Source organism: Pantoea sp. Lu_F5_004 (assembly GCF_051136245.1).
GTDB lineage: Bacteria > Pseudomonadota > Gammaproteobacteria > Enterobacterales > Enterobacteriaceae > Pantoea > Pantoea agglomerans.
Window position 1 is genome coordinate 370676 of the sequence record NZ_CP194946.1, and the last position, 25156, is coordinate 395831.

The following is a 25156-nucleotide window of genomic DNA, read 5'->3' on the forward strand; positions in this document are numbered from 1 at the left end:
TCCCGCGCCAGGACGGCGCGGGCCGAGCATGTCATGGATGACGGCTTTTGCGTCTTTCCGATCTGACCCTGTTTCCTGCGCAGGCGCTAACTGACAGCGAACCTGGTCAGGGTTTATCAGCAGAAAGGGCGCCTTCGGTGCTCTTTCTGCTTCCACACGTCAGGCTTTAACCCGCGCCATATATTGCGCGTCGATTAGTTCACCGTGCCGCATTGCGAAGCCTTTAGCCGTTCCCTCAATCTCAAAACCGAAACGCTGATAAAGGGCGATGGCCGGGCCATTATCGACGAACACGGTCAGTTCCATTCGGCTCACCTGTAGCCAGTTGTCGCACAACGCGACCATTTCGCGCATGAGTGCGGTTCCGACGCCACGCTGACGATAGCGTTCATCCACGCCCATACCCAGTGAGGCCACATGACGGCGTCTGCCACGCTCTTCCACATGCAGCGCACACTGACCGACGACCTCCTCATCAATACAGGCCACCAGCAGATGCGCATTCGGCTGAGGCGTCGCGAGACGGGTATGCCACATCTGGAGTGATGAGTGGGGCAAATGGAGTGTGCTGGCCTGGGTATCTGGCTGACCGTAGATCCTGTGCAGCGCAGCAGCATCTTCTGGCATGACATGGCGGACAACTATTTCACTCATGGTTTCTCCTTTAGTCCATTAAAACCCTTTAAACATCAAGGTATTCACCGCGTTAATCAGAGTAAAAAATGTGAAAATGACTTTACAGACGCGAATGATAATGATTATTATTGTCATGCGTTCTCGGGAGGTCGCCCGACAGCCTGAGAAAGCACGACATTGCTCACATTGCTTCCAGTATTATTTAGCCAGCTTATCCGCTGGCTTTTTTTTATCTGTCACTCACTGATAGGCAGGGATGAGCGGTAAGCACCCTCATCATCGGGCTCTGGACGGGTGACCCTTGCCTGGCCAACAGCGTAACAGTCTACCCCTTCGCCACCTCTTCAGTCACAGTCATAATTCAAAAAAAATAAAGCCAGAAGGTTATATTTGATCGTTTCAGTTGTTAATTAATAACCTCTATGGAGAGAATATTTACCAAAGACTAAAGCGCTGACGCGAAACGTCATGGGGTTGATGACGCGGAGAAATAAAGCCAGCACCATGGCCAGGTAATAACGATAATTTCATACTCTCTCACTACGCCGGGTATGCGGGCGTTTATTAAATAACTTACTTTGATGCTAGTGCTATTATTTCAAAATTATCTGCTTTATTTACCGGCTGGTTTACTCAATAATTTATTCTGTAGATTTCGCAATGAGGTATTGATATGCGTTTTAATACTCTGTCCGATGGCGCAATTATTTCTGAATTGTGCTGCAGAATTAAAGAAACCCGTATGCAGCTTGGGATCTCTCAGATTGAGCTTGCTGAACGCGCACGCGTCGGCACGGCCACCATTAAGCGGGCAGAGTTGGGTGAGTCAGTCACCCTGAGCACCTTAATTGGGATATTGCGTGGTCTTGGACGGTTGCATCAGCTGGAGTCAATTTTGTCCGATTCACACATGCGAACCTTTAACGCGCAGTTTACCGCTTCGCCACCTGCCCGCATTCGTATCCGGAAAAAACAGAGCAGCCAGTCAGCGGCGGCGAATAACTCTGAAGCTGTTCCTGAGCGTTCTGCCAGCGCAACCATCAATGAGTGGTACAGCTCTTCTGAAGTGCGAAGCATGGTCTGGTCCGCTCTGGCTAAGGAAAGTGAATCAAAATAACCCTGCTCAAAACATATCCTCTGCAGAACCGGATTAATGAAGAAACCGCCAGCCTCATCGCCAGCGGTTTTCAGGTCGTTACGATTCACATATCGCAACTTTGATCGCCAGGCCGCCGCGGGCGGTTTCGCGGTATTTGGCATTCATGTCTTTGCCGGTTTCAAACATAGTTTCAATGATCTTATCCAGCGACACTTTGGGATCGCTGGTGCGGTACATCGCCATACTGGTTGAGTTAATGGCTTTGACGGCAGCAATCGCATTCCGTTCTATACAGGGCACCTGGACCTGACCCGCAACGGGATCGCAGGTCAGACCAAGATTATGCTCCATGCCAATTTCAGCCGCGATGCAGACTTTTTCCGCATCGGCCCCCAGCAGTTCGGCCAGACCCGCCGCCGCCATTGAACAGGCCACGCCGACCTCTCCCTGACAACCGACTTCAGCGCCAGAAATCGACGCATTCATCTTATAAAGAATGCCAATTGCGCCTGCCGTCAGGAAATAACGCATATAGAGTTCAGGCGTTACCGGTTTGATGAATCGATCATAATAAGCCAGTACTGCCGGGATAATGCCGCATGCGCCATTGGTGGGTGCGGTGACCACACGTCCTCCAGCGGCATTTTCTTCACTCACTGCCATAGCGAACATATTCACCCAGTCCATGGCACTCAGGGGATTAGTGGACTGGCTCTGTGGTGCCAGGATGCGATGCAGAGAAGATGCCCGACGCGGCACCTTCAGCGGGCCGGGTAATACGCCTTCAGTACTGATACCACGGGTGATCGCATTGCGCATGGTTTGCCACAATTGTGCCATGTTGTCTTCGACCTCACGGCGACCATAGCGTGCTATCTCGTTCTTCATCATGACGGCCGAAACCGACAGGTTGTTATTATGACAATGCGCCAGCAGGTTACGGGCGGAGTAGAAGGGGAAGGGAATATCGATTTCGCTATCCAGGCTTTTACCAAAATCGTCTTCCGTGACAATAAAGCCGCCTCCGACAGAATAATAGGTCTGGGCGTGAACGCTTTTTCCGTCACAAAAGGCGGTGATGCTCATGCCATTTTCATGTAGCGGCAGAAACTCGCTGTGAAAGCGCATGCACTCTGCCACCGGAAAGGTAATATCCCGCCGCCCTTCTTCGATACGTAACTGTTGCAGCGTATTCACGTTGCGAATGATGGCTGGGATCTGATCGATATCCACAGTATCAGGCAGATAGCCACTCAGGCCGAGAATAATAGCAATATCAGTATGGTGACCTTTTCCCGTCAGAGAAAGAGAACCATAAATATCCACCACCAGTCGGCTCACGCTATCCAGCAGTCCCTTTTCCTTTAGCGTATCAACAAAATGTTTACCCGCTTTCATCGGTCCGACCGTATGCGAACTGGATGGCCCGATGCTGATTTTAAAAATATCGAAAACGCTAATCATGATTCACCCATGCGGATTGCAATATGAAAGAGGCGCTGACCGGTATGGCAAGCGACGACACTAGCTAAGTAAAGAAAAAGCGATGGCGGAGATAGCAATCAGGCCGATGATAACGACAAAAAGATTGCTCAGATGACCACTATATTTACGCATAGCCGGGACTTTATTAATGGCGTACATCGGCATCAGAAACAGGATCATGGCGATAACCGGTCCGCCCAGGGTTTCAATCATGCCCAGAATGCTGGGGTTCAGGGTGGCGACAACCCAGGTGGTGGCCAGCATAAAGAAGGCGGTGATCCGGTTCAGTTTATTAATTTCTATCGACTTGCCTTTGCTTCGAAGCGATTTAATCACCATGCCGTTGAAACCTTCACGCGCCCCCAGATAGTGGCCGAGAAAGGATTTGGTGATGGCGATAATGGCGATAATCGGCGCCATCCATGCAATTAACGGGGCGTTAAAATGGTTAGCGAGGTAGGAAAGGATGGAAATATTCTGCGCCTTCGCCTCCGCCAGGTTTTCCGGGGAGAGACTCAGTACGCAGCTGAAAACGAAGAACATCACGGTAAGGACCATCATGATATGGGCACAGGCCAAAATGCGAGAACATTTTGATGCCGCCTGTTCGCCGTACTCCTGACGCTTGGCTACCGCAAACGATGAAATAATTGGAGAATGATTAAAGGAGAATACCATCACGGGAATGGCCAGCCACAGCGTGAGCCATAATCCGCCGCCGGTAGTTTCAGAATCACTCATCGAGAGCGTATCCAGAATGGCTCCGTTCCATTGCGGGATCAGATATAGCGCGAGCAGCATCAGTGCGGCCACGAATGGGAACACCAGAATACTCATCGCCTTCACGATAGCTTTTTCGCCGAAGCGCACGATGGCCATCATGCCGACAATAAGAATGAAAGCCAGTACTGCACGCGGCGGCGATATCAGGTGAAGCTGGTGGGTGAGAAAACTGTCGACGGTGTTGGTAATCGCGACGCTATACACCAGCAGGATAGGGTAAATAGCAAAAAAATAGAGCAGGGTGATGAGTTTTCCCGCGCCGGTACCAAAATGTTCCTCCACCACTTCAGTAATGTTTTCTCCCGGATTCTTGCCGGAAAGAACAAAACGGGTAAGCCCACGATGGGCAAAGAACGTCATCGGAAAAGCCAGCAGCGTCATAATGATTAACGGCAGTAAACCACCAGTGCCGGCATTTATCGGCAAAAACAAAACGCCAGCACCAATTGCAGTTCCATACAATCCCAGCATCCAGACGGTATCGCTTTTTCTCCAGCGTGGAGCTTCACCTGATATCAGTGTGTTTTGAACGGCATCCATAATCGGGTTCCTATTAAAAATAAAAAATGAATCGGAGGGTATTTAAAACGACAGGCTTTTTATTTGCTGGCTATTTTAGTAGGATTTATGAGTGGAGGTTATTTAAGGCGATCACATTATTAATTTTATAGATAAAGTTTTAAGGTATCAAAAGTTATACCTTATTTATCGTTATTTTTAAGGTATCATTTTTAATACGCTAATAAGGTTGTATATGCTTACTCCAGAGCTTAAATATTCCTGAGTGCGGTGATGCGGCAAAATAAATTAACAGCTGGCTATCCCGCTTCCGTTATCCGGCGGATTTATCAGATTAAACTTTATGTCAGGCCTTCCCCCTTGATCCCTACATCACATCCGGTTCGTTCGATCTGTTTCAGTGATAAGCCCGCTTTTGTTCAACTATTTTGAACAGAGGCGTGAAGTTTTTCAGCTATCAATCAGACCCCCTCAGGGACAGACTATAAAAAACATTGAGGAGATTTGAACATGATTTATGTACGCAAAGCTGAAGAACGCGGTCACGCAAACCATGGCTGGCTGGATAGCTGGCACACATTCTCTTTCGCCAGCTATCACGATGCGAACTTTATGGGTTTCTCCGCGCTGCGGGTCATCAACGAAGATGTGATTGATGGCGGCCAGGGGTTTGGTACCCATCCTCACAAAGATATGGAAATCCTGACCTACGTGCTCTCCGGTACGGTTGAGCATCAGGACAGCATGGGCAACAAAGAGCAGATCCCGGCAGGGGAGTTCCAGATTATGAGCGCCGGCACTGGCGTACGTCATTCTGAGTACAATGCCAGCGAAAGCGAGCCGTTGCACCTTTATCAGATCTGGATCATTCCTGAGCGTACCGGTATCGAGCCACGCTACGATCAGCGCCGCTTCCCGGATGTGCAGGGGCGTCAACTGGTGTTAAGCCCGGATGCCCGTGAAGGGTCGCTGAAAGTCTTTCAGGACATGACCTTATCGCGCTGGGTAATGGCTGCTGGCGAACAGGACAATGTCGCGATTGATGCGGGACGTCGTATCTGGATTCAGGTGGTGAAAGGTGATGTTACCGTTAATGGCAACGCGATCACCACCAGCGACGCCCTGGCGATCTGGGACGAAAGCGCGCTGACCATTGAAGCCAGCTCGGCTGCAGAAGTCCTGCTGTTTGATCTGCCACCGGTCTAAGCAGATAACGGGCGCGCATCGTCGCGCCCGGTTGGCAATTTTGTGACAGAAAAGTGATAGACTCATCGTACTTTAGCTTTAAGGGCGATCCCAGGCGCTACGATGAAGAAGAAAAGACCGGTATTACAGGACGTTGCCGATCGCGTCGGCATTACTAAAATGACCGTCAGCCGTTACCTGCGTAATCCAGAGCAGGTCTCCGTTGCCCTGCGGGATAAGATCGCGGTGGCACTGGATGAGCTGGGTTATATCCCCAATCGCGCCCCTGATATGCTTTCTAACGCCACCAGCCGCGCCATTGGCGTACTGCTGCCGTCACTCACAAACCAGGTTTTTGCTGACGTATTGCGCGGCATCGAAGCCGTCACCGACGAGGCCAACTATCAGACGCTGGTCGCCCACTTTGGTTACAACCCGCAAAAAGAGGAGCTGCAACTGCGCTCGCTGCTGGGCTGGAACATTGATGGGGTTATCCTCACCGAACGCACCCATACACCAGGCACGCTGCGCATGCTGGAAGTGGCCGGTATCCCGGTGATTGAGGTGATGGACAGCGTCACGCCCTGCCTGGATATGGCGGTAGGCTTTGATAACGTTGAAGCGGCCCGGCAGATGACGCAGGCAATCCTCAGCAAAGGTCATCGTCATACCGTCTACCTCGGCGCACGCCTGGATGAACGTACGCTGCAGAAGCAGCGCGGTTACGAAATCGCGATGCGCGAAGCGGGGCTGACGCCACGCAGTGTGATGATGGAAGATGCCTCTTCATTCAGCGCTGGCTGTGATCTGCTGCGTGAGGCGCAACGTCTCTATCCTGAAACAGATAGCCTGTTCTGTACCAATGATGATCTGGCGGTCGGCGCGATGTTTGAGTGCCAGCGCCAGGGATTGCAGGTGCCCTCTCAGATGGCGATAGCCGGTTTCCACGGCCATGACATCAGTCAGGTTGTCACGCCACAACTGGCGACAGTGCTGACGCCACGCGACCGCATGGGGCGTGAAGCCGCGGCGCTGCTGCTGGCGCGCATTGCCGGAGAAACCAGCACCTGCCAGCCGCTGGATGTCGGTTTTGAGATCAGTGAAGGTGGCAGCATCTGATTGTGGCGTTTTTATGAGTCAGCTCACACTTTCATGCATTTCCTGGTAAAAAGGTTGCCAGGCTGTTAAGCGGCCAGGAGAATGAGAAACGACATTGTTATCGGTAACATTGGCAAATTCTCACCTGCCGGAGCAGAAAAATGACAACGCAATCCCCGTCACATCACGTTTTTATCCTGATGGGCGTTTCAGGCAGCGGAAAGTCTGCCGTCGCCAATCAGGTCTCTCACCAGCTGAATACAGCCTTTCTTGACGGTGATTTTCTCCACCCACGCGCCAACATCCTGAAGATGGCCGATGGTCATCCGCTGGATGACAACGATCGCCAGCCGTGGTTACAGGCACTGAACGACGCCGCGTTTGCCATGCAGCGCACCCAGGCAATTTCCGTGATTGTCTGTTCAGCCCTGAAGAAAAGTTATCGCGACATCCTGCGTCAGGGAAATGACAACCTGCGTTTCGTCTACCTGAAGGGCGATTTCGACACCATCGAAGCCCGCCTGAAAGCGCGTAAAGGCCACTTCTTCAAGCCGCAGATGCTGGTGACGCAGTTTGCGACGCTGGAAGAGCCGGGTAGCGATGAGCCGGATGTACTGGTGGTGGATATCGCGCATTCACTGGACGATGTGGTGGCGGCTACGGTTGCGACTATCCAGGACGCTATCAGCCAGGGTTAGAGATGAATACCGCAACACTCGTTTTGACCGCAGCAGGCTCCGTCCTGCTGCTGCTTTTCCTGGTGATGAAGGCCCGTATGCACGCCTTCGTCGCATTGATGTTAGTGTCCATCGGTGCCGGGCTGTTCTCCGGCATGCCACTGAATCAGATCGCTGAAACCATGCAGAAGGGGATGGGCGGCACGCTCGGCTTCCTCGCGATTGTGGTGGCGCTGGGCGCGATGTTCGGCAAAATCCTGCATGAAACCGGCGCAGTTGATCAGATCGCCATCCGGATGTTGAAAACCTTTGGTCAGAGCCGCGCCCATTACGCGATGGGCATTGCCGGTCTGATCTGCGCGCTGCCGCTCTTTTTTGAGGTGGCAGTCGTGCTATTGATCAGCATCGCTTTTGCAGTAGCACGGCGTACCGGCGGCAATCTGGTGAAGCTGGTGATCCCGCTGTTTGCCGGTGTGGCCGCAGCGGCGGCGTTCCTGCTGCCCGGACCGGCCCCGATGCTGCTGGCCTCGCAGATGCACGCAGACTTTGGCTGGATGATCCTGCTGGGTCTCTGTGCGGCGATCCCGGGCATGCTGATTGCCGGGCCGCTGTTTGGCAACTTCATTGGCAACCACGTTTCGTTCAGCGCGCCGCCGGAAGATCATCAACCGGATGTCGATGAGAGCAAGCTGCCGTCGTTTGGCTTCAGCCTCTCACTGATTCTGTTTCCGCTGGTGCTGGTTGGCCTGAAAACTATCGGCGCACGCTTCACGACCGAAGGCACCACCCTGTATGAGTGGCTGGAATTTATCGGCCATCCCTTCACCGCAATCCTGCTGGCGCTGCTGGTGGCGATTTATGGCCTGGCTTACCGTCAGGGTATGGATAAAGAGCGGGTAATGCAGGTGTGCGGCAGCGCGCTGCAACCGGCCGGGATTATCCTGCTGGTGATTGGCGCGGGCGGCGTGTTTAAGCAGGTGCTGGTGGACTCCGGCGTGGGTCCGGTGCTGGGCAATGCGCTGACCGGCGCAGGACTGCCGATTGCGCTGGCCTGCTTTATTCTGTCGGGTGCGGTGCGGGTGATTCAGGGATCGGCGACGGTCGCCTGTCTGACTACGGTGGGCTTAATCATGCCGGTGATTGAACCGCTGCACTACAGCGGCGCTCAGCTGGCGGCGCTGTCGATCTGCATCGGCGGTGGCTCAATCATTATCAGCCATGTGAACGATGCCGGTTTCTGGCTGTTTGGTCGCTTCACCGGGGCCAGCGAAGCGGAAACGCTGAAGACCTGGACGCTGATGGAAACCATTCTCGGCACTACCGGGGCTGTCGTAGGTATGATTGCTTTCGAACTGCTTTCCTGACCAACCCGGCGGGCTATCGGCCCGTCAGGTTTTTTCCCGCGAGCGGGGGAAGAGTAAAAAAGGGAACAGCAGATAAGGCGCCACCACCAAAAGAACAATGACGCCGCGTGAATAGCCAGAGTCATTTATTCTCCTCACCCCGCAGGAAAAAACAGGCAAAATAAACAGTAGTAGCGCGACTAAGCCTATTTCATGCTGTGGCCCGGTAAACCATTGCAGATAACTGCAGAACCAGATCAGCTGAAACAGCAGGAAAATAAAATAGCTCGTCCTTCCTTCACGCCCCTCATAGTTAAACGTGCGCAGCAGACAGCTTTTGATAATCTGCAGCAGCCTGTTCATGCCCATTTTCTTCTTATCAGAGCAAAAACAACCAGCGTAATGGCGGCGGCAAGTAAGTAAACCCAGGCAAAATCAGTGACGTCAAGATGGATCAGCTGCACGTCATTCAACGCCGCTTTCCGGCCCGAGACGGATAATACGGTCAGTCCAGCTAAACAGAGTATATTTGCCAGAAAGAATAGTGCCTGAAAGGCTGTTTCTTTAGCCGCGGACAGGAAGGCAATTTTTCTGAAACCCCACCAGGCTACCAGATAAACCAGCAGCCAGAGCAACGCGCAGAGTAGCGGGGCAACCAGATAACTGCGCATATCTGTGATCACCCCTGAATGGCCGCTGTTGGCATACTGCAGCACTTCCTGAAGGGAGACGTAACCTGTTATCAGATAGAGCGCGCCGAAAAAAAAGGGTAATAACAACCTCATTATATAAATATTATTGTTCATTTGAATGCCGTGACTTTCTGATAATCAGGCTGAATTAATGCGGCTACCTGCCGGCTTGTCAGGGTAAAAGGACAAAGGTGCGCTTATAACTTCAGATAAGCCCGAATGCCGTCCAGGAACATCTGAGTTGCCAGCATAATCAGAATCAATCCCATCAGCCGCTCCAGCGCATTGACCCCTTTATCACCCAGCAGACGCAGGAACAGACCTGACATCAGCAGAATGCCCACCGTCACGCCCCAGGCGATCAGCAGCGCGCCGACCAGGTGCGACATCTGATGCGGATATTGATGCGACAGCAGCATCAGCGTCGCCAGCAGCGATGGCCCGGCTACCAGTGGAATCGCCAGCGGCACCAGGAAGGGCTCTTCACCCGCCGGTAAACCAGAACTGCTGCTTTCCGCCGACGGGAAAATCATTTTAATGGCGATAAGAAACAGGATGATCCCGCCGGAAATCGACACCGTTTCAGTACGCAGATTCAAAAATGCCAGGATGCGTTCACCGGTAAACAGGAACAGCAGCATGATGATCAGGGCAATCAACATTTCACGGATCAGCACCACTCGCCGCCGTTTCGGCTCCAGATGCTTTAAAACCGACATAAAAATCGGCAGATTGCCCAGCGGATCCATAATTAACAACAATAATATTGTCGCTGAAATCATTTCAGTCATCGGTTTTACGCCATGTTGTTCACGAAAAAGCGGAGTTATTAGTTACGCTGCTGAAAAAGTTAGCGTAATCGAATTAATTCACTTGCTACCCGGCCTGCATTTTGTAGAGTGAAGGGACACAGGTAAATCTTATTATTACGCAGAGCGGCGTGAAAATAGCACGCCGCTCTCTCCTCTGAAATGAAAAGCAGGTGTAACTGCCTTAGACGGACACGACATGAAGAATGTAGGTTTTGTTGGTTGGCGCGGTATGGTCGGCTCCGTGCTGATGTCCCGCATGAGTGAAGAGCGTGATTTTGATGCAATCAATCCGGTCTTCTTCTCGACGTCGCAGCATGGTCAGGCGGCACCCGCATTTGCGGGCAAACAGCAGGGCACACTGCAGGATGCGTTTGATATTGAGGCGCTGCGGGCGCTGGATATCATTATTACCTGCCAGGGCGGCGACTACACCAGTGACGTCTATCCAAAGCTGCGCGCCAGCGGCTGGCAGGGATACTGGATTGATGCGGCCTCCACACTGCGCATGAAAGATGATGCCATCATCATCCTCGATCCGGTCAACCATGCGGTGATTCGCCAGGGCATCGACAGTGGGATCAAAACCTTTGTCGGCGGTAACTGTACCGTCAGCCTGATGCTGATGTCTCTGGGCGGCCTGTTTGCTCAGGACCTGGTGGAGTGGGCTTCGGTTGCCACCTATCAGGCGGCCTCTGGCGGCGGCGCGCGCCACATGCGTGAATTGCTGACCCAGATGGGCATGCTGCACGATCACGTTGCGCCTGCGCTGCAGAACCCAGCCTCCGCCATCCTCGACATCGAGCGTAGCGTGACCGACTTCACCCGTTCCGGCACTCTGCCGACCGATAACTTCGGTGTGCCGCTGGCGGGCAGCCTGATCCCGTGGATCGACAAACAGCTGGAAAACGGTCAGAGCCGCGAAGAGTGGAAAGGCCAGGCGGAGACCAACAAGATCCTCGCCACCCGTAACGTCATTCCGGTGGATGGATTGTGCGTGCGCGTCGGGGCACTGCGCTGCCACAGCCAGGCCTTTACGCTGAAGCTGAAACGCGACCTGCCGCTGGCTGAAATTGAGCAGCTGCTGGCCTCTCACAATGAGTGGGTCAAAGTGGTGCCGAATGACCGCGAACTGACGATGCGTGAACTGACGCCCGCCGCCGTTACCGGCACGCTGACCACGCCGGTTGGCCGGTTACGTAAACTGAATATGGGGCCGGAATATCTCTCCGCCTTCACGGTGGGCGACCAGCTGTTATGGGGTGCAGCCGAACCGCTACGTCGCATGCTGCGGTTGTTAACCAGCTAAACAGAAAACATCGCCAAAGGCCGGATTTATCCGGCCTTTTTTGTTTTTGTCGTACACGAAACAATCTGCCGTTTCGCTTACTCAGTGATCAACTTCCCTTTTTTGCCGGTCGGTAAAGATTATTTTGCTTTAGTCCATAGCAAGTGCCGTGACCAAGCTATGATTTAACCATGATGTGCCACAGGTAACTCTTGTGCTTTCCGGATTAAATGGTTGTGGTACACGGCAAAAACACTTTTCCCACGGAATGGCCTGACTTCTTTGTCGTTGTACGTATGGCTCAATGAAGAGCAGCGCAGGTGAACCGCGACAGGCTGTGTCGCGTTCATTTCGGCTGCCAATTATCACAGGAAGAAAGTCATGTCAGAGCTTCCCGATCGCGATGCGATCAATGCCCTGTTTGCGGGTAATTATGCCGACCCTTTTTCGTTACTAGGGATGCACCGAACTCAGCAAGGCCTTGAAGTCAGGGCGTTGCTCCCCGAAGCGCTTGAAGTGTGGGTCATTGAAACCTCCACCGGGCGCAAACTGGCTCAGCTGGTGTGTGAAGATGCACGCGGCTTCTTCAGTGGCGTCATTCCACGCCGCAAAAACCCGTTCCGCTATCAGCTGGCGGTGAACTGGCACGGCCAGCAGAACCTGATAGACGATGCCTATCGCTTTGGCCCGCTGCTGCAGGAGATGGATCTGTGGCTGCTGGCGGAAGGGACGCACCTGCGCCCTTATGAGACGCTGGGTGCGCACGGTGACGTCATCGATGGTGTCTTCGGTACCCGCTTCTGCGTCTGGGCACCCAACGCCCGTCGCGTTTCAGTGGTTGGCGATTTCAACTTCTGGGATGGCCGCCGTCATCCGATGCGTCTGCGTCAGGAGCTGGGCATCTGGGAGCTGTTTGTACCGGGCGCGGTCAACGGCCAGCTCTACAAGTATGAAATCATCGACGCCAATGGCGAACTGCGCATCAAAGCGGACCCGTACGCGTTTGAAGCGCAGATGCGTCCGCAAACTGCGTCGATGATCTGTGGTCTCCCGGAGCCGGTTGAGATGAAAGCGGAGCGCAAGGCGGCCAACGCCTTTGACGCGCCGATCTCCATCTATGAAGTGCATCTGGGCTCCTGGCGTCGTCACACCGACAACAACTTCTGGCTGAGCTACAAAGAGCTGGCTGAACAGCTGGTGCCCTACGTCAAAGAGATGGGCTTTACCCATATCGAACTGCTGCCGATCAACGAACATCCGTTTGATGGCAGCTGGGGCTATCAGCCGCTGGGCATGTATGCGCCAACCCGCCGTTTTGGTACCCGTGACGAGTTCCGCGCCTTCATTGACGCCGCCCATGAGGCGGGCCTCAACGTGCTGCTCGACTGGGTGCCGGGCCACTTCCCCAGCGACGATTTCGGTCTGGCAAGGTACGACGGCACCGAGCTCTATGAGCACAGCGACCCGCGTGAAGGCTTTCACCAGGACTGGAATACCCTGATCTACAACTTTGGTCGCCGGGAAGTGAGCAACTACCTGTCGGGCAACGCGCTCTACTGGACGGAACGCTTTGGCATTGATGGCCTGCGTGTGGATGCGGTGGCGTCGATGATCTACCGCGACTACAGCCGCAGCGAAGGGGAATGGGTGCCGAATCAGTACGGCGGCCGTGAGAACCTGGAAGCGATTGAGTTTCTGCGTCACACCAACCGTACGCTCGGCACTGTGGCATCCGGTTCGGTGACCATGGCCGAAGAGTCGACGGACTACCCTGGCGTGACGCGTCCCACCGAAGGCGGCGGGCTGGGCTTCTGGTTCAAATGGAATCTGGGCTGGATGCACGACACCCTCGACTACATGAAGGTCGATCCCATCTACCGCAAGCACCATCACGACCTGATGAGCTTCGGCATGATGTACAACTACACCGAAAACTTTGTGCTGCCGCTGTCGCATGACGAAGTGGTGCACGGTAAGCGCTCGATTCTCGATCGTATGCCGGGCGATGCCTGGCAGAAGTTCGCCAACCTGCGTGCTTACTACGGCTGGATGTGGGGCTTCCCCGGCAAGAAACTGCTGTTTATGGGCAACGAATTTGCCCAGGGTCGCGAGTGGAACCACGACGTCAGCCTCGACTGGCATCTGCTGGAAGGGGACGACAACTGGCACCACGGCGTTCACCGTCTGGTGCGCGATCTCAACCACACCTATCAGTACTACACGCCGCTGCATCAGCTCGACTTCGATCCGGCAGGTTTCGAGTGGCTGGTGGTAAATGATGCGGAGCACTCCGTCTTCGCCTTTGTCCGTCGTGACCGTGAAGGCAACGAAGTGATCGTCGTCAGTAACTTTACGCCGGTGCCGCGTCCGGGCTATCGCTTTGGCGTTAACCAGCCTGGCTACTGGCGTGAAGTGCTGAATACCGATCAGCATGAGTATCACGGCAGCGACGTGCGCAATCATCGGGTGCATACCGATGAGCAGGAGAGCCACGGGCGACCGCAGTCGCTGAGCCTCAATCTGCCGCCGCTGGCAACGGTATGGCTGGTGCGGGAGGCTGAATGACCATCACTGCCGGAGATCCTGAACCGCTGGGTGCCAGTTACGATGGCAAAGGCGTTAACTTCACTCTGTTCTCACAGCATGCCGGGCGCGTAGAGCTCTGCCTGTTTGATGAGCAGGGCGCTGAACAGCGTCTTGACCTGCCTGGCCGCAGCGGGGATATCTGGCACGGTTATGTTCCGGCGTTAAAACCGGGACAGCGCTACGGCTACCGGGTGCATGGTCCCTGGGCGCCGCAGCAGGGACACCGTTTTAATCCGGCGAAGCTGCTGGTTGACCCCTGCGCCCGCGCAGTTGAGGGCGATGTACCGGATGACCCGCTGTTTCATGGCGGCGAGGCGCAGCCCGATCCGTATGACAACGCGGCGATTGCGCCGAAGTCACGGGTAGTCGCGGAGGATTTTGACTGGCAGGGCGATGTCGCCCCGCGCACCCCGTGGGGTAACACGGTGATTTACGAAGCCCATGTGCGCGGCCTGACGCAGCAGCATCCGGAAATTCCGGAAACGCTGCGCGGGACTTACGCGGCGCTTGGTCATCCTGTTATGGTGAATTACCTGCGCAATCTGGGGATTACCACCCTTGAGCTGCTGCCGGTGGCGCACTTCGCGAGTGAGCCGCGACTGCTGCAGCTCGGCCTCAGCAACTACTGGGGCTATAACCCCTTTGCGCTCTGGGCGGTGGATCCCCGTTACGCCTCCGGTCAACCGGACGTGACGCCGTTGCAGGAGTTTCAGCAGGCGGTCAAAAACCTGCACGCCGCGGGTATCGAAGTGCTGCTGGATGTGGTGTTCAACCACACCGCTGAACTCGATGAGATTGGCCCGACGATCTCCATGCGCGGCATCGACAACGCCAGCTACTACTGGCTCGATGAGCAGGGCGATTATCAGAACTGGACCGGCTGCGGCAACACGCTGAATATTCATCATCCGCAGGTGATGACGTGGGCTTTAGAGGCGCTGCGCTACTGGGTGCGGGTCTGCCACGTCGACGGCTTCCGCTTTGACCTCGCGCCGGTGCTGGGCCGCACACCGGATTACCAGCGTGATGCGCCATTTTTTGAGGCCATACGCGCCTGTCCGCTGCTCTCTCAGGTCAAGCTGATTGCTGAACCCTGGGATATCGGCCCTGACGGCTATCAGGTTGGCCGTTTTCCGCCGCCGTTTGCTGAATGGAACGATCAGTTTCGCGACACCGCGCGTCGTTACTGGCTGCACGGCGACATAAGCAACGGCGAGTTCGTCCGCCGCTTTGCCGCCTCCAGCGATCTCTACCAGCATAATGACCGGCCGCCACACGCCACGGTTAACCTGATCACCGCCCATGACGGCTTTACGCTGTGGGATGTGGTGAGCTTCGAACGGAAACACAACGAAGCGAACGGGGAAGATAACCGTGATGGTCACGGCGATAACTACAGCCACAACCACGGCAAAGAGGGGCTGAACGTCAGCTTCGACGTGATTGAACGACGCCGTCGCAGCGTGCGGGCACTGCTGACGACGCTGCTGCTGTCACAGGGTACGCCGATGCTGCTGGCAGGCGATGAGCGCGGCCACACCCAGCGTGGCAATAACAACGCTTACTGTCAGGACAACGCCCTGAGCTGGCTTGACTGGCAGGCGGATGAGAAGGGATTAGTCGGATTTACCGCTGCACTGATCGAGCTGCGCCAGCGCATTCCGGCGCTGACCGCAGATCGCTGGTGGCAGGACGGTGACGGCAATGTGCAGTGGCTCAATGCTGGTGGCCAGCCACTGCAACACGATGAATGGGCACAGGGGATGCACAGATTGCAGATCCTGCTGTCCGGCCGCTGGTTAATAACAATAAACGCCACGGATACGGTGAATGACATCGTGTTACCAGACGGAGAATGGCGCGCCCTTCCTCCTTTCGCCGGGGACGACAACCCCATCCTGCTAACTGTCTGGCATGGTCCCGCACACGGTGTGTGCGTGTTCCAAAAGCAATCATAAGGAGTCAGACATGGTTAAGTTAGATAGAACAGATCACCTGATGCTGGCCCGCCAGCTCCCTACACAGACGGTTGCTCTGATCCTCGCCGGCGGACGCGGCACGCGCCTGGTCGACTTAACGGCCAAACGTGCCAAACCGGCGGTGCATTTCGGCGGCAAGTTCCGCATTATCGACTTTGCCCTCTCCAACTGCGTCAACTCCGGTATCCGACGGATTGGCGTGATTACTCAGTATCAGTCCCATACCCTGACTCAGCATATCCAGCGTGGCTGGTCGATCTTCAATGAAGAGATGAATGAGTTTGTCGATTTGCTGCCAGCGCAGCAGCGATTTTCGACCGAACAGTGGTATCGCGGGACGGCCGATGCCGTGACGCAAAACCTTGATGTGATTCGCCGCTATCAGGCGCAGTACATCGTGATCCTTGCCGGGGACCACATTTATAAGATGGATTATTCACGCATGCTGCTGGATCACGTGGTCAACGAGGCGAAATGTACCATCGCCTGTTTACCGGTGCCGGTGCATGAAGCCACTGCGTTTGGCGTGATGGCGGTGGACGAAGAGAACATGGTGATCGACTTCGTGGAGAAACCCGCGAAACCGCCCACTATGCCGGGTGATGACACCCAGGCGCTTGCCAGCATGGGGATCTACGTTTTCAACGCAGACTATCTCTATGAACTGCTGGAAGAAGATCTGCAGACGCCAGGCTCTAACCATGACTTCGGCAAAGATATCCTGCCGAAAATCGTGGCAAGCGGCGAAGGCTATGCGCACTCCTTTGCGCTCTCCTGCGTACAGAACGACGACAATGCGCCGCCTTACTGGCGCGATGTCGGGACGCTGGAAGCCTACTGGCGCGCCAATCTCGACCTGGCATCGGTGATGCCTGAGCTCGATATGTATGACGTCACCTGGCCGATTCGTACCCACATGGAGCCGCTGCCGCCGGCCAAATTTGTTCAGGATCGTTCCGGCAGTCACGGGATGACCATGAACTCGCTGGTCTCGGGTGGCTGCATCATCTCCGGGTCGGTGGTGGTCAATTCGGTGCTGTTCCCGCGGGTACGCGTTAACTCTTTTTGCAATATTGATTCAACTGTACTGCTGCCTGATGTGGTAGTGGGCCGATCGTGTCGTCTGCGTCGCTGCGTCATTGATCGCGCCTGCGAGTTACCCGAAGGCATGGTTATTGGCGAAAACCCGGATGAAGACAGTCGCCGGTTTCACCGTTCGGATGAAGGCATCGTACTGGTAACCCGCGCCATGCTGGCCAGACTGGCCAAAGCGGGGCTGTAAGCGATAAGCGAAACTTACGCAATCGACACGCGGAGCGTGCCGGATAACTTAATGAGGTCGAGGATGCAGGTTTTACATGTCTGTTCGGAACTTTTCCCGCTGCTAAAAACGGGCGGACTGGCTGATGTCGTCGGGGCATTACCTCAGGCACAAATAGCGGGCGGCACGGATACGCGGGTACTACTGCCCGCTTTTCCCGCATTGCGCAAAGGCATACCTGATCTCCAGGTCGTGACAGAGCGAGAAACATTTGCCGGTCATGTACGTCTGCTATTTGGTGAATTTAACGGTGTGGGCATCTACTTAATTGATGCCCCCGGCCTCTACGATCGTCCGGGTAGTCCCTACCATGACGAATCGCAGTTTGCGTATGTCGACAACTATCTGCGCTTTGCGCTGCTGGGCTGGGTTGGCTGTGAACTGGCGTGCGGCATGGACGCGATGTGGCGTCCCGATATTGTGCATGCCCATGACTGGCACGCAGGCCTGACCTGCGCCTATCTGGAAGCGCGTGGTCGTCCGGCTAAATCGGTCTTCACCGTGCATAACCTGGCGTATCAGGGGCTGTTCATGGCGCACCACATGGAAGAGATCGGCTTGCCATGGTCGTTCTTTAACATGCATGGGCTGGAGTTCTTCGGTCAGATCTCCTTCCTGAAAGCGGGACTCTTTTACGCCGACCATATCACGGCGGTCAGCCCGACTTACGCCCATGAAATTACTTCTGCTGAATATGCTTACGGCATGGAAACCCTGCTGGCACAGCGGATGCGTGAAGGCCGTCTCAGTGGGATTCTTAACGGCGTTGATCCCTCTATCTGGGATCCGGCGCACGATCTGTTGCTCAGCGCGCGTTATAACCGCGACACGCTGGAAGCGAAAGCGGAGAACAAACGTCAGCTGCAGGTGGCGATGGGACTGAAGGTGGATGATAAAGCGCCGGTGTTCTGCGTGATCAGCCGTCTGACCAAACAGAAAGGGCTGGACCTGGTGCTGGAGGCGCTGCCCGGCTTGCTGGCGCAGGGCGGTCAACTGGTGCTGCTGGGCCAGGGCGATGCTGAACTGCAGCAGGGCTTCCTGGCGGCGGCGGCAGAGCATCCGGGCAGCGTCGGCGTGCAGATCGGCTATCACGAAGCGTTCTCACACCGTATTGTCGGTGGCGCAGACGTGATTGTGGTGCCGAGTCGCTTTGAGCCCTGCGGTCTGACACAACTTTATGGCCTCAAGTATGGTACGTTGCCATTAGTGCGCCGCACCGGCGGGCTGGCCGATACCGTGAATGACAGCTCACTGGAGAATCTGGCAGACGGCATCGCCAGTGGATTCAGTTTTGAAGATGCCAACGCCTGGTCACTACTTCGGGCCATCCGGCGCGCGTTTGTGTTGTGGTCCCGCCCTTCGCTCTGGCGCTATGTTCAGCGCCAGGCAATGGCGATGGACTTTAGCTGGCAGGTGGCAGCACAAGCCTACCGTGATCTCTACCAACGTTTGATGTAACGGATTGGGAAAACTGGATATGAATGCACCTTTCACTTACGCCTCACCAACGTTGACGGTTGATGCCTTAAAGCATTCGATTGCCTATAAATTGATGTTTACCATCGGCAAAGATCCCTCTATCGCCAATAAGCATGAGTGGCTTAACGCCTCGCTGCTGGCGGTGCGCGACCGGATGGTGGAGCGCTGGCTGCGTTCCAGCCGTGCTCAGCTGTCGCAGGATGTCCGGCAGGTCTATTACCTGTCGATGGAGTTTCTGATGGGCCGCACGCTGGGCAATGCGCTGCTGGCGATGGGGATTTATGACGATCTCAACCAGGCACTGGATGAGATGGGCTTGGATCTGGCCGAGCTGATGGAAGAGGAGAACGATCCGGGGCTGGGCAATGGCGGTCTGGGTCGCCTGGCGGCCTGTTTCCTCGACTCGCTGGCAACGCTGGGCATGCCGGGCCGTGGCTATGGCATCCGGTATGATTACGGCATGTTCAAACAGAACATTGTGGAAGGTGAGCAGAAAGAGTCGCCGGATTACTGGCTTGAATATGGTAATCCGTGGGAATTCCAGCGTTTCAATACCCGTTACAAAGTGCGCTTTGGTGGCCGCGTCCAGCACGAAGGCGCGAAAGTGCGCTGGCTGGAGACCGAAGAGATCCTGGCGATGGCCTATGACCAGATCATTCCGGGCTTTGACACCGACGCCACCAACACCTTGCGGCTGTGGGGCGCGCAGGCGAGCAACGAAATTAACCTCGGCAAGTTCAACCAGGGCGACTACTTTGCGGCGGTGGAAGATAAAAACCACTCTGAGAACGTGTCGCGCGTGCTCTATCCGGATGACTCGACCTACTCAGGCCGCGAACTGCGTCTGCGTCAGGAATATTTCCTGGTCTCCGCGACGGTGCAGGACATTCTTAATCGTCACTGGCGGATGCATCAGACCTGGGACAACCTGGCGGATAAAATCGCTATTCACCTGAATGATACCCATCCGGTGCTGGCGATCCCCGAACTGATGCGCCTGCTGATCGACGATCATAAATTCAGCTGGGACAACGCTTTTGACGTCTGCTGTCAGGTCTTCTCCTACACCAACCATACGCTGATGACCGAAGCGCTGGAAACCTGGCCGGTCGATATGATCGGCAAGATCCTGCCGCGTCACCTCAGCATTATTTTTGAAATTAACGACTTCTTCCTTAAGACCATTCAGGATCACTATCCCGATGACCTGGATCTGCTGTCGCGCATTTCGATCATCGACGAAAACGATGGCCGCCGGATACGCATGGGCTGGCTGGCGGTGGTGGTCAGCCACAAAGTAAACGGCGTTTCGGAGCTGCACTCCAACCTGATGGTACAGTCGCTGTTTGCCGATTTCTCCCGCCTGTTCCCTGGCCGCTTCTGTAACAAAACCAATGGCGTTACGCCGCGTCGCTGGCTGGCGCTGGCGAACCCGGCGCTGTCAGAGGTGCTGGATGAGGAGATTGGCCGCAACTGGCGTACCGATCTCAGCCAGCTGGGCGAGCTTAAGGCGCAGATCGACTATCCGGCGTTTATTGAAAAAGTGGCGGTCGCTAAGTATCAGAACAAGCGTCGGCTGGCCGACTGGGTGGCGAAGAATCTGGACGTGGTGCTCGACCCGAACGCGCTGTTTGATGTGCAGATCAAGCGTATTCACGAGTACAAACGCCAGTTGCTCAACGTGCTGCATGTGATCACCCGATACAACCGTATCAAGGCCGATCCGCAGGCGGATTGGGTGCCACGCGTCAATATCTTTGCCGGTAAAGCGGCATCGGCTTACTACGTTGCCAAGCACATCATTCATCTGATCAACGATGTCGCCAATGTGATCAACAACGATCCGCAGGTGAAGAACAAACTGAAGGTGGTCTTCATCCCGAACTACAGCGTGAGCCTGGCGCAGATCATTATTCCGGCGGCCGATCTTTCTGAGCAGATCTCTACCGCAGGGACGGAAGCGTCCGGCACCAGTAATATGAAGTTTGCGCTGAATGGCGCGCTTACCATCGGTACGCTGGATGGGGCCAACGTTGAAATGCTGGATCACGTCGGTGAAGAGAACATCTTCATTTTCGGTAATACCACGCCACAGGTCGAAGCCCTGCGTAAAGGGGGCTATAATCCGCGTGACTATTACGAAAAGGATGAAGAGCTGCATCAGGTGCTGACTCAGATTGCTTCCGGTCTGTTCAGTCCGCAGGATCCAGGCCGCTACCGCAATCTGTTCGATTCACTGGTCAACTTCGGCGATCACTACCAGTTGCTGGCGGATTATCGCAGCTATGTGGATACCCAGGATAAGGTGGATGCGCTCTACCGTAAACCGGATGAGTGGCAACGCCGCGCGGCTAAAAACATCGCCGGAATGGGCTACTTCTCGTCGGACCGTACGATTCAGGAGTACGCTGATGAGATCTGGAATATCTCGCCAGTAAGGTTGTAAGGCGCGGGCAGTCAGGTTTCTGACTTTTTTGCGGCCGAAGGATCGGCCGCACTCTCCTGTGTTCTCTTTGCTCACCGCCCATCCTGCACCTCTTCAGTAGATTCAGCCTCTTATCGCCTCTTCGTCCGTAAGTGCCTCTTGTGCGAGCCAGATCATTACACCCTGGCTGAGAATCGCTACTATGCGGGAAAGCAAAATGACCCTACAGGCAACAGCAGCAATGAGTGACAACATCAACCAGGAAATTACCTTCCGTAAACTCAGCGTCTTCATGATGTTTATGAGCAAGGGCAATATCGCCCGCACGGCGGAAGCGCTGGAGCTGAGCAGCGTCAGCGTGCATCGCGCACTGCATACGCTGGAAGAGGGCATCGACTGCCCGCTGTTTATCCACAAGGGCCGCAACCTGGTGCCGCTGCCTGCTGCCTGGACACTGCTGGACTATTGTCGCGATGTGACCACCCTGATGGGAAAAGGCATTGAAGAGGCGCGCAAAGTCGCAGGCATCGGCGGGGGGCGTCTGCGACTTGGCACGCTCTACTCCCTGACGCTGGAGACCATTCCCCGGCTGATCATGGGCATGAAGCTGCGTCGGCCGACGCTGGAGCTCGATCTGACCATGGGTTCCAATCAAATGCTGCTGAATATGCTGGAAGATGACGCGCTGGATGCGATTCTGATCGCCACCGATGACGGCGAACTCAGCGACGCACATTTTGATGTGATTCCGCTGTTTGAAGACAGGATCTTTCTGGCCACACCGGCCGGGGAGACGCGGGACGGAGCCGGTCCGGTGGATCTGCGTGATTATGCCGACCGTGATTTTGTCTCGCTGGCTGAAGGGTTTGCCACCTATGCCGGTTCGCAGGAGGCGTTTCAGATAGCCGGATTTGAACCGCGCATGGTCACCCAGGTGAATGACATCTTCTCGATGATAAGCCTGGTGCAGGCGGGCGTTGGCCTGGCACTGATCCCGGGACGGATGAAGAAGGTGTATGAAAACAACATTCAGCTGCTGACGCTCGCTGAGCCTTACCAGATGCGTCAGCAGATCTCGATTGTCTACTCACATCGCCGCGAACGGGATAATGACCTGCTGGCACTGGCGGCAGAAGGGCGGATGTACGCCCGCAGCCTTACTGACTCAGCCGTTTAACCAGATGGAGTGCAACCTCAACGCTGTTGCGCTCCAGACAAATCGCATCGCCCTGCCAGCCCGCCTGAAGCGTCAGGCCTGTCAGCACATTGCCAGGCGGCATCTCAATCGCCAGTCGGGCATCGCGCTGATTGGCTGAAACCATCGCATCATTCCACTGCACCGTACGCGCCATATTAAAGGCAAGATCGTCGGCAATCTTCTCCGGCTCCCAAATCACGCGTCCGGTTGAACCGCTGAGGTAAGCGCAATGGGGGCGGGAAAGGCTGACGGACCCGAACGCGCGCGCCAGTTCTGCGGCGGGCTTATCCAGCAGCGCGCAGTGCGACGGCACGCTCACCGCGAGTTTAATCGCTTTGCTGGCACCGGCATCCAGCGCTTTCTGCGCGACTACCGCCATATCCTCATCGCGGCCAGCAATCACAATCTGCGTTTCCGCATTCAGGTTGGCGATATAGGTGTTGCTGCCGGGCATCAGTTTCTCCAGACGACTCAGCGTCAGGCCGGTGATGGCAGTCAGGCCATATCCCTCCGGATAAGCCTGCTCCATCAGATCGCCGCGCAGCGCCACCAGCCGCAGAGCATCACTGAAATCCAGCGCGCCGGAAATCACCGCAGCAGGAAACGCACCAATCGACAGACCGCTGACGATATCGGGTTTCACCCCACTACGGATCAGCTCCCGCGCCCAGGCGACACCGCAAATCAGCAGACTGAGCTGTACGGCGCGCGTGTGGCGTAGTGCATCGGCACTGTCGAGCTGGTCAGTCTCGTCGCCCAGTACTGCACGCACGCTGTTTAACAGGGCGTCGCCGTCGGGCAGGTGCTGTAACATCCCGGCACGCTGAGTGCCCTGGCCGGGAAAGGTAAAGAGTATTTTCATTGTAGCTCCCTGCTCCAGGGTGAAGCGGTCAGTATCGGTCCGGTGACGGTTTTAACCAGCGCGCGGCCTTCACGCAGCCATTCGCTGAGGGCAAACGCGCCGGACGGCGTTTCTACCTGCGTATCGACCCGGCAGGCCAGCGTATCGGTTTGCGCCTGCCAGCGTTGCAGCACATCGCGCGTCAGCGGCTCTGGCGCGCGAATAACTAAATCAAGATCGCTGGCGGCATGCAGCGTGGGTTGCTGTGTTGCCAGTGCGTAACCGGTACTGCCGGTAATACCCCAGCGCCACGGCCAGTCGTGCTCACTGAGGGCAATCGCCGCGCCGACCGGCGCATAAGCGGTAAACGGCGAGGCAAGCAACTGTGCACGCGCCGCCAGCATCTCCGGCGTGACAACGCGAACGATATCCGCTGCATTGACCCATCCGGCGGCGCGCTGTTCGCGGCGCTCGCCGCGCACACCCACCGGTATCAGCCCGGTTTCGCTCCTGTCGCGCCGCACCACGACCGGAAGGCCCGGATGCCAGAACTGACTGACCCAGCTCTCACTGATGGCGGCTAAGGCGTTGCCGTCTCGCAGCCAGACCAGATCGTGGGGACGCGGAACAGAGCTCATATTACATTCCTGATGTCAGCGTAATGAACAGTGGTAATGACAAAATACAGAGAATGGAGCTGAGCAGCAGCACAGCCTCTGCATCCGGCGACTGCACGCCAAAGCGGTTGCCAAACACCACTCCGAAGAAACCGGCGGAGAGCGCAATCATCAGAATGGCGGTAATTGCCACCGGACCGCTGAGACCCAGCGCCAGCACCAGACCCCAGGCGATAAAGGGCTGAATCAGCAGCTTAGTTACCGTGCCGACGCCCACCACCGCGTTGAGTTTCAGTTTGCGTGCCGACAGGATGACACCGGTCAGGAAGAGTGCAGCGGCGGTAGCAGCCAGGCCCAGCGGTTTAATGGCGGCCAGCACCAGATCAGGCATTTTAACGCCCAGCGCTGATAACACCACGCCAATCAACGGCCCCAGTACGATCGGTTTTTTCACTGAACGCCACATCAGAATTGGCAGCATGGTCAGGGTTGAACCGTGTTCGGTGCCATCGGCAAACGCTTTTTCACGTTCCAGAATCAGCAGGCAAAGCGGTGTAAGCAGCACTGAACCACAGGCGATGGAGACCGCTACCGAGAGCGAGGTGGCACCATTTTCACCCAGCACGCTGGCCAGAATGGGCAGGCCCAGCGCGGCGTAATTTGGCAGCGCCACCGTCAGTGTTAACACAGCCGCATCCTGCGGTGACTTTTTGAAAACTTTTGTGGCCGCGAAATAGACAGCTCCATAGGTAATCCACATTGCGCCGGTAATAACCACAATCAGCGGCCATTGCGCCACGATGCCCGGCCAGGGCGTTTGTACCGTGGCACTGAACAGCGCGGCGGGCAGCGCAAAATCCATGACGAAAATATTCAGCAGAGAGACGTCTTTGTTGTTGACCATTCCGGCCTTACCGGCCCAGAAGCCCAGCAGCATGATGACAAAAATTGGAGCAAGGGCATGAACAATTATATAAATCATAAATCACCTGTATTTAAGAAAGAATTTTCTGTTAACAGCGATGTTTATAATTCTGAACACGGCCACTGCCCCGGGGCGCACTTAGCAATGCGCCCCGTCAGACCGGTTTCGGCA

General features: G+C 55.6%; 21 protein-coding genes. 12 read left to right on the forward strand and 9 right to left on the reverse strand.

Annotation, left to right across the window (positions count from 1 at the left end; all coding sequences use genetic code 11):
• Positions 1-159: 159 nt before the first annotated feature.
• Positions 160-654 (reverse strand): GNAT family N-acetyltransferase, encoded by a 495-nt coding sequence (locus ACR8BN_RS01715; protein ID WP_143789897.1) that lies wholly within the window; start codon positions 652-654, stop codon positions 160-162.
• A 655-nt stretch (positions 655-1309) separates the two neighbouring features.
• Here ACR8BN_RS01715 and ACR8BN_RS01720 point away from each other — a divergent pair.
• The gene (locus ACR8BN_RS01720) at positions 1310-1753 is read left to right on the forward strand and encodes a helix-turn-helix domain-containing protein (RefSeq protein ID WP_143789898.1); all 444 of its coding nucleotides are present in this window, start codon (positions 1310-1312) and stop codon (positions 1751-1753) included.
• Between the two features lie 78 nt (positions 1754-1831).
• Here the strand turns inward: ACR8BN_RS01720 and ACR8BN_RS01725 are convergent, their stop codons facing one another.
• Together ACR8BN_RS01725 and ACR8BN_RS01730 are read right to left on the reverse strand one after the other, a co-directional pair.
• Positions 1832-3199: an L-serine ammonia-lyase gene (locus ACR8BN_RS01725; RefSeq protein WP_143789899.1), complete on the reverse strand. Its 1368-nt coding sequence runs from the start codon at positions 3197-3199 to the stop codon at positions 1832-1834.
• Between the two features lie 60 nt (positions 3200-3259).
• Positions 3260-4543 carry an HAAAP family serine/threonine permease gene (locus ACR8BN_RS01730; protein WP_143789900.1) on the reverse strand — a complete coding sequence of 428 codons (1284 nt, stop codon included), beginning with the start codon at positions 4541-4543 and terminating at the stop codon, positions 3260-3262.
• A 489-nt stretch (positions 4544-5032) separates the two neighbouring features.
• On the opposite strand from ACR8BN_RS01730, the gene ACR8BN_RS01735 reads away from it, so the two are divergent.
• The 4 genes from ACR8BN_RS01735 (at position 5033) to gntU (ending at position 8846) form a co-directional block, all read left to right on the forward strand.
• Positions 5033-5728, forward strand: a complete 696-nt coding sequence (locus ACR8BN_RS01735; protein WP_010671535.1) for a pirin family protein — start codon at positions 5033-5035, stop codon at positions 5726-5728.
• Positions 5729-5830: 102 nt separating this feature from the next.
• A complete protein-coding gene (gene gntR, locus ACR8BN_RS01740) occupies positions 5831-6826 on the forward strand; it encodes a gluconate operon transcriptional repressor GntR (protein ID WP_010253274.1) in 996 nt (331 codons plus the stop codon).
• A gap of 140 nt (positions 6827-6966) precedes the next feature.
• Complete coding sequence (gene gntK / locus ACR8BN_RS01745) at positions 6967-7503, forward strand: gluconokinase (RefSeq protein ID WP_010253272.1); 537 nt, start codon at positions 6967-6969, stop codon at positions 7501-7503.
• Between the two features lie 2 nt (positions 7504-7505).
• Positions 7506-8846 (forward strand): gluconate transporter, encoded by a 1341-nt coding sequence (gene gntU, locus ACR8BN_RS01750; protein WP_031592692.1) that lies wholly within the window; start codon positions 7506-7508, stop codon positions 8844-8846.
• 24 nt (positions 8847-8870) lie between these two features.
• Here gntU and ACR8BN_RS01755 read toward each other — a convergent pair whose 3' ends face one another.
• From ACR8BN_RS01755 to ACR8BN_RS01765, 3 genes are all read right to left on the reverse strand, one after another.
• The gene (locus ACR8BN_RS01755) at positions 8871-9188 is read right to left on the reverse strand and encodes a DUF805 domain-containing protein (RefSeq protein ID WP_434747287.1); all 318 of its coding nucleotides are present in this window, start codon (positions 9186-9188) and stop codon (positions 8871-8873) included.
• Positions 9185-9631, reverse strand: a complete 447-nt coding sequence (locus ACR8BN_RS01760) for a hypothetical protein (RefSeq protein ID WP_235188741.1) — start codon at positions 9629-9631, stop codon at positions 9185-9187. The genes ACR8BN_RS01755 and ACR8BN_RS01760 overlap by 4 nt, the downstream gene beginning before the upstream one ends.
• An 83-nt stretch (positions 9632-9714) precedes the next feature.
• Positions 9715-10308 carry a YhgN family NAAT transporter gene (locus ACR8BN_RS01765; protein ID WP_003853054.1) on the reverse strand — a complete coding sequence of 198 codons (594 nt, stop codon included), beginning with the start codon at positions 10306-10308 and terminating at the stop codon, positions 9715-9717.
• A 217-nt stretch (positions 10309-10525) separates the two neighbouring features.
• Between ACR8BN_RS01765 and asd the strand changes: the two genes are divergently transcribed.
• From asd to ACR8BN_RS01800, 7 genes are all read left to right on the forward strand, one after another.
• Positions 10526-11635 (forward strand): aspartate-semialdehyde dehydrogenase, encoded by a 1110-nt coding sequence (gene asd / locus ACR8BN_RS01770; RefSeq protein ID WP_010671542.1) that lies wholly within the window; start codon positions 10526-10528, stop codon positions 11633-11635.
• 360 nt (positions 11636-11995) lie between these two features.
• Positions 11996-14179 (forward strand): 1,4-alpha-glucan branching enzyme, encoded by a 2184-nt coding sequence (glgB, locus tag ACR8BN_RS01775; RefSeq protein WP_039387946.1) that lies wholly within the window; start codon positions 11996-11998, stop codon positions 14177-14179.
• On the forward strand, positions 14176-16158 hold the full coding sequence (gene glgX / locus ACR8BN_RS01780; RefSeq protein WP_434747288.1) for a glycogen debranching protein GlgX: 1983 nt from the start codon (positions 14176-14178) through the stop codon (positions 16156-16158). The genes glgB and glgX overlap by 4 nt, the downstream gene beginning before the upstream one ends.
• A 10-nt stretch (positions 16159-16168) precedes the next feature.
• Positions 16169-17461, forward strand: a complete 1293-nt coding sequence (glgC, locus tag ACR8BN_RS01785) for a glucose-1-phosphate adenylyltransferase (RefSeq protein WP_010253246.1) — start codon at positions 16169-16171, stop codon at positions 17459-17461.
• 63 nt (positions 17462-17524) lie between these two features.
• Positions 17525-18958 (forward strand): glycogen synthase GlgA, encoded by a 1434-nt coding sequence (gene glgA / locus ACR8BN_RS01790; protein WP_010253243.1) that lies wholly within the window; start codon positions 17525-17527, stop codon positions 18956-18958.
• Positions 18959-18977: 19 nt separating this feature from the next.
• Positions 18978-21425 (forward strand): glycogen phosphorylase, encoded by a 2448-nt coding sequence (gene glgP, locus ACR8BN_RS01795; RefSeq protein WP_010253240.1) that lies wholly within the window; start codon positions 18978-18980, stop codon positions 21423-21425.
• 220 nt (positions 21426-21645) lie between these two features.
• Positions 21646-22581 carry a LysR family transcriptional regulator gene (locus ACR8BN_RS01800; RefSeq protein ID WP_033785688.1) on the forward strand — a complete coding sequence of 312 codons (936 nt, stop codon included), beginning with the start codon at positions 21646-21648 and terminating at the stop codon, positions 22579-22581.
• Here ACR8BN_RS01800 and mdcH read toward each other — a convergent pair.
• The 3 genes from mdcH to ACR8BN_RS01815 are packed head-to-tail and all read right to left on the reverse strand — an operon-like array spanning position 22562 to position 25042.
• On the reverse strand, positions 22562-23464 hold the full coding sequence (gene mdcH, locus ACR8BN_RS01805) for a malonate decarboxylase subunit epsilon (RefSeq protein ID WP_039387941.1): 903 nt from the start codon (positions 23462-23464) through the stop codon (positions 22562-22564). The two genes, ACR8BN_RS01800 and mdcH, sit on opposite strands and share 20 nt — an antisense overlap.
• On the reverse strand, positions 23461-24081 hold the full coding sequence (locus ACR8BN_RS01810; protein ID WP_039387939.1) for a malonate decarboxylase holo-ACP synthase: 621 nt from the start codon (positions 24079-24081) through the stop codon (positions 23461-23463). Before ACR8BN_RS01810 ends, mdcH begins: the two co-directional genes overlap by 4 nt.
• A gap of 1 nt (position 24082) precedes the next feature.
• Positions 24083-25042 (reverse strand): AEC family transporter, encoded by a 960-nt coding sequence (locus tag ACR8BN_RS01815; protein ID WP_010253228.1) that lies wholly within the window; start codon positions 25040-25042, stop codon positions 24083-24085.
• Positions 25043-25156: the final 114 nt, after the last annotated feature.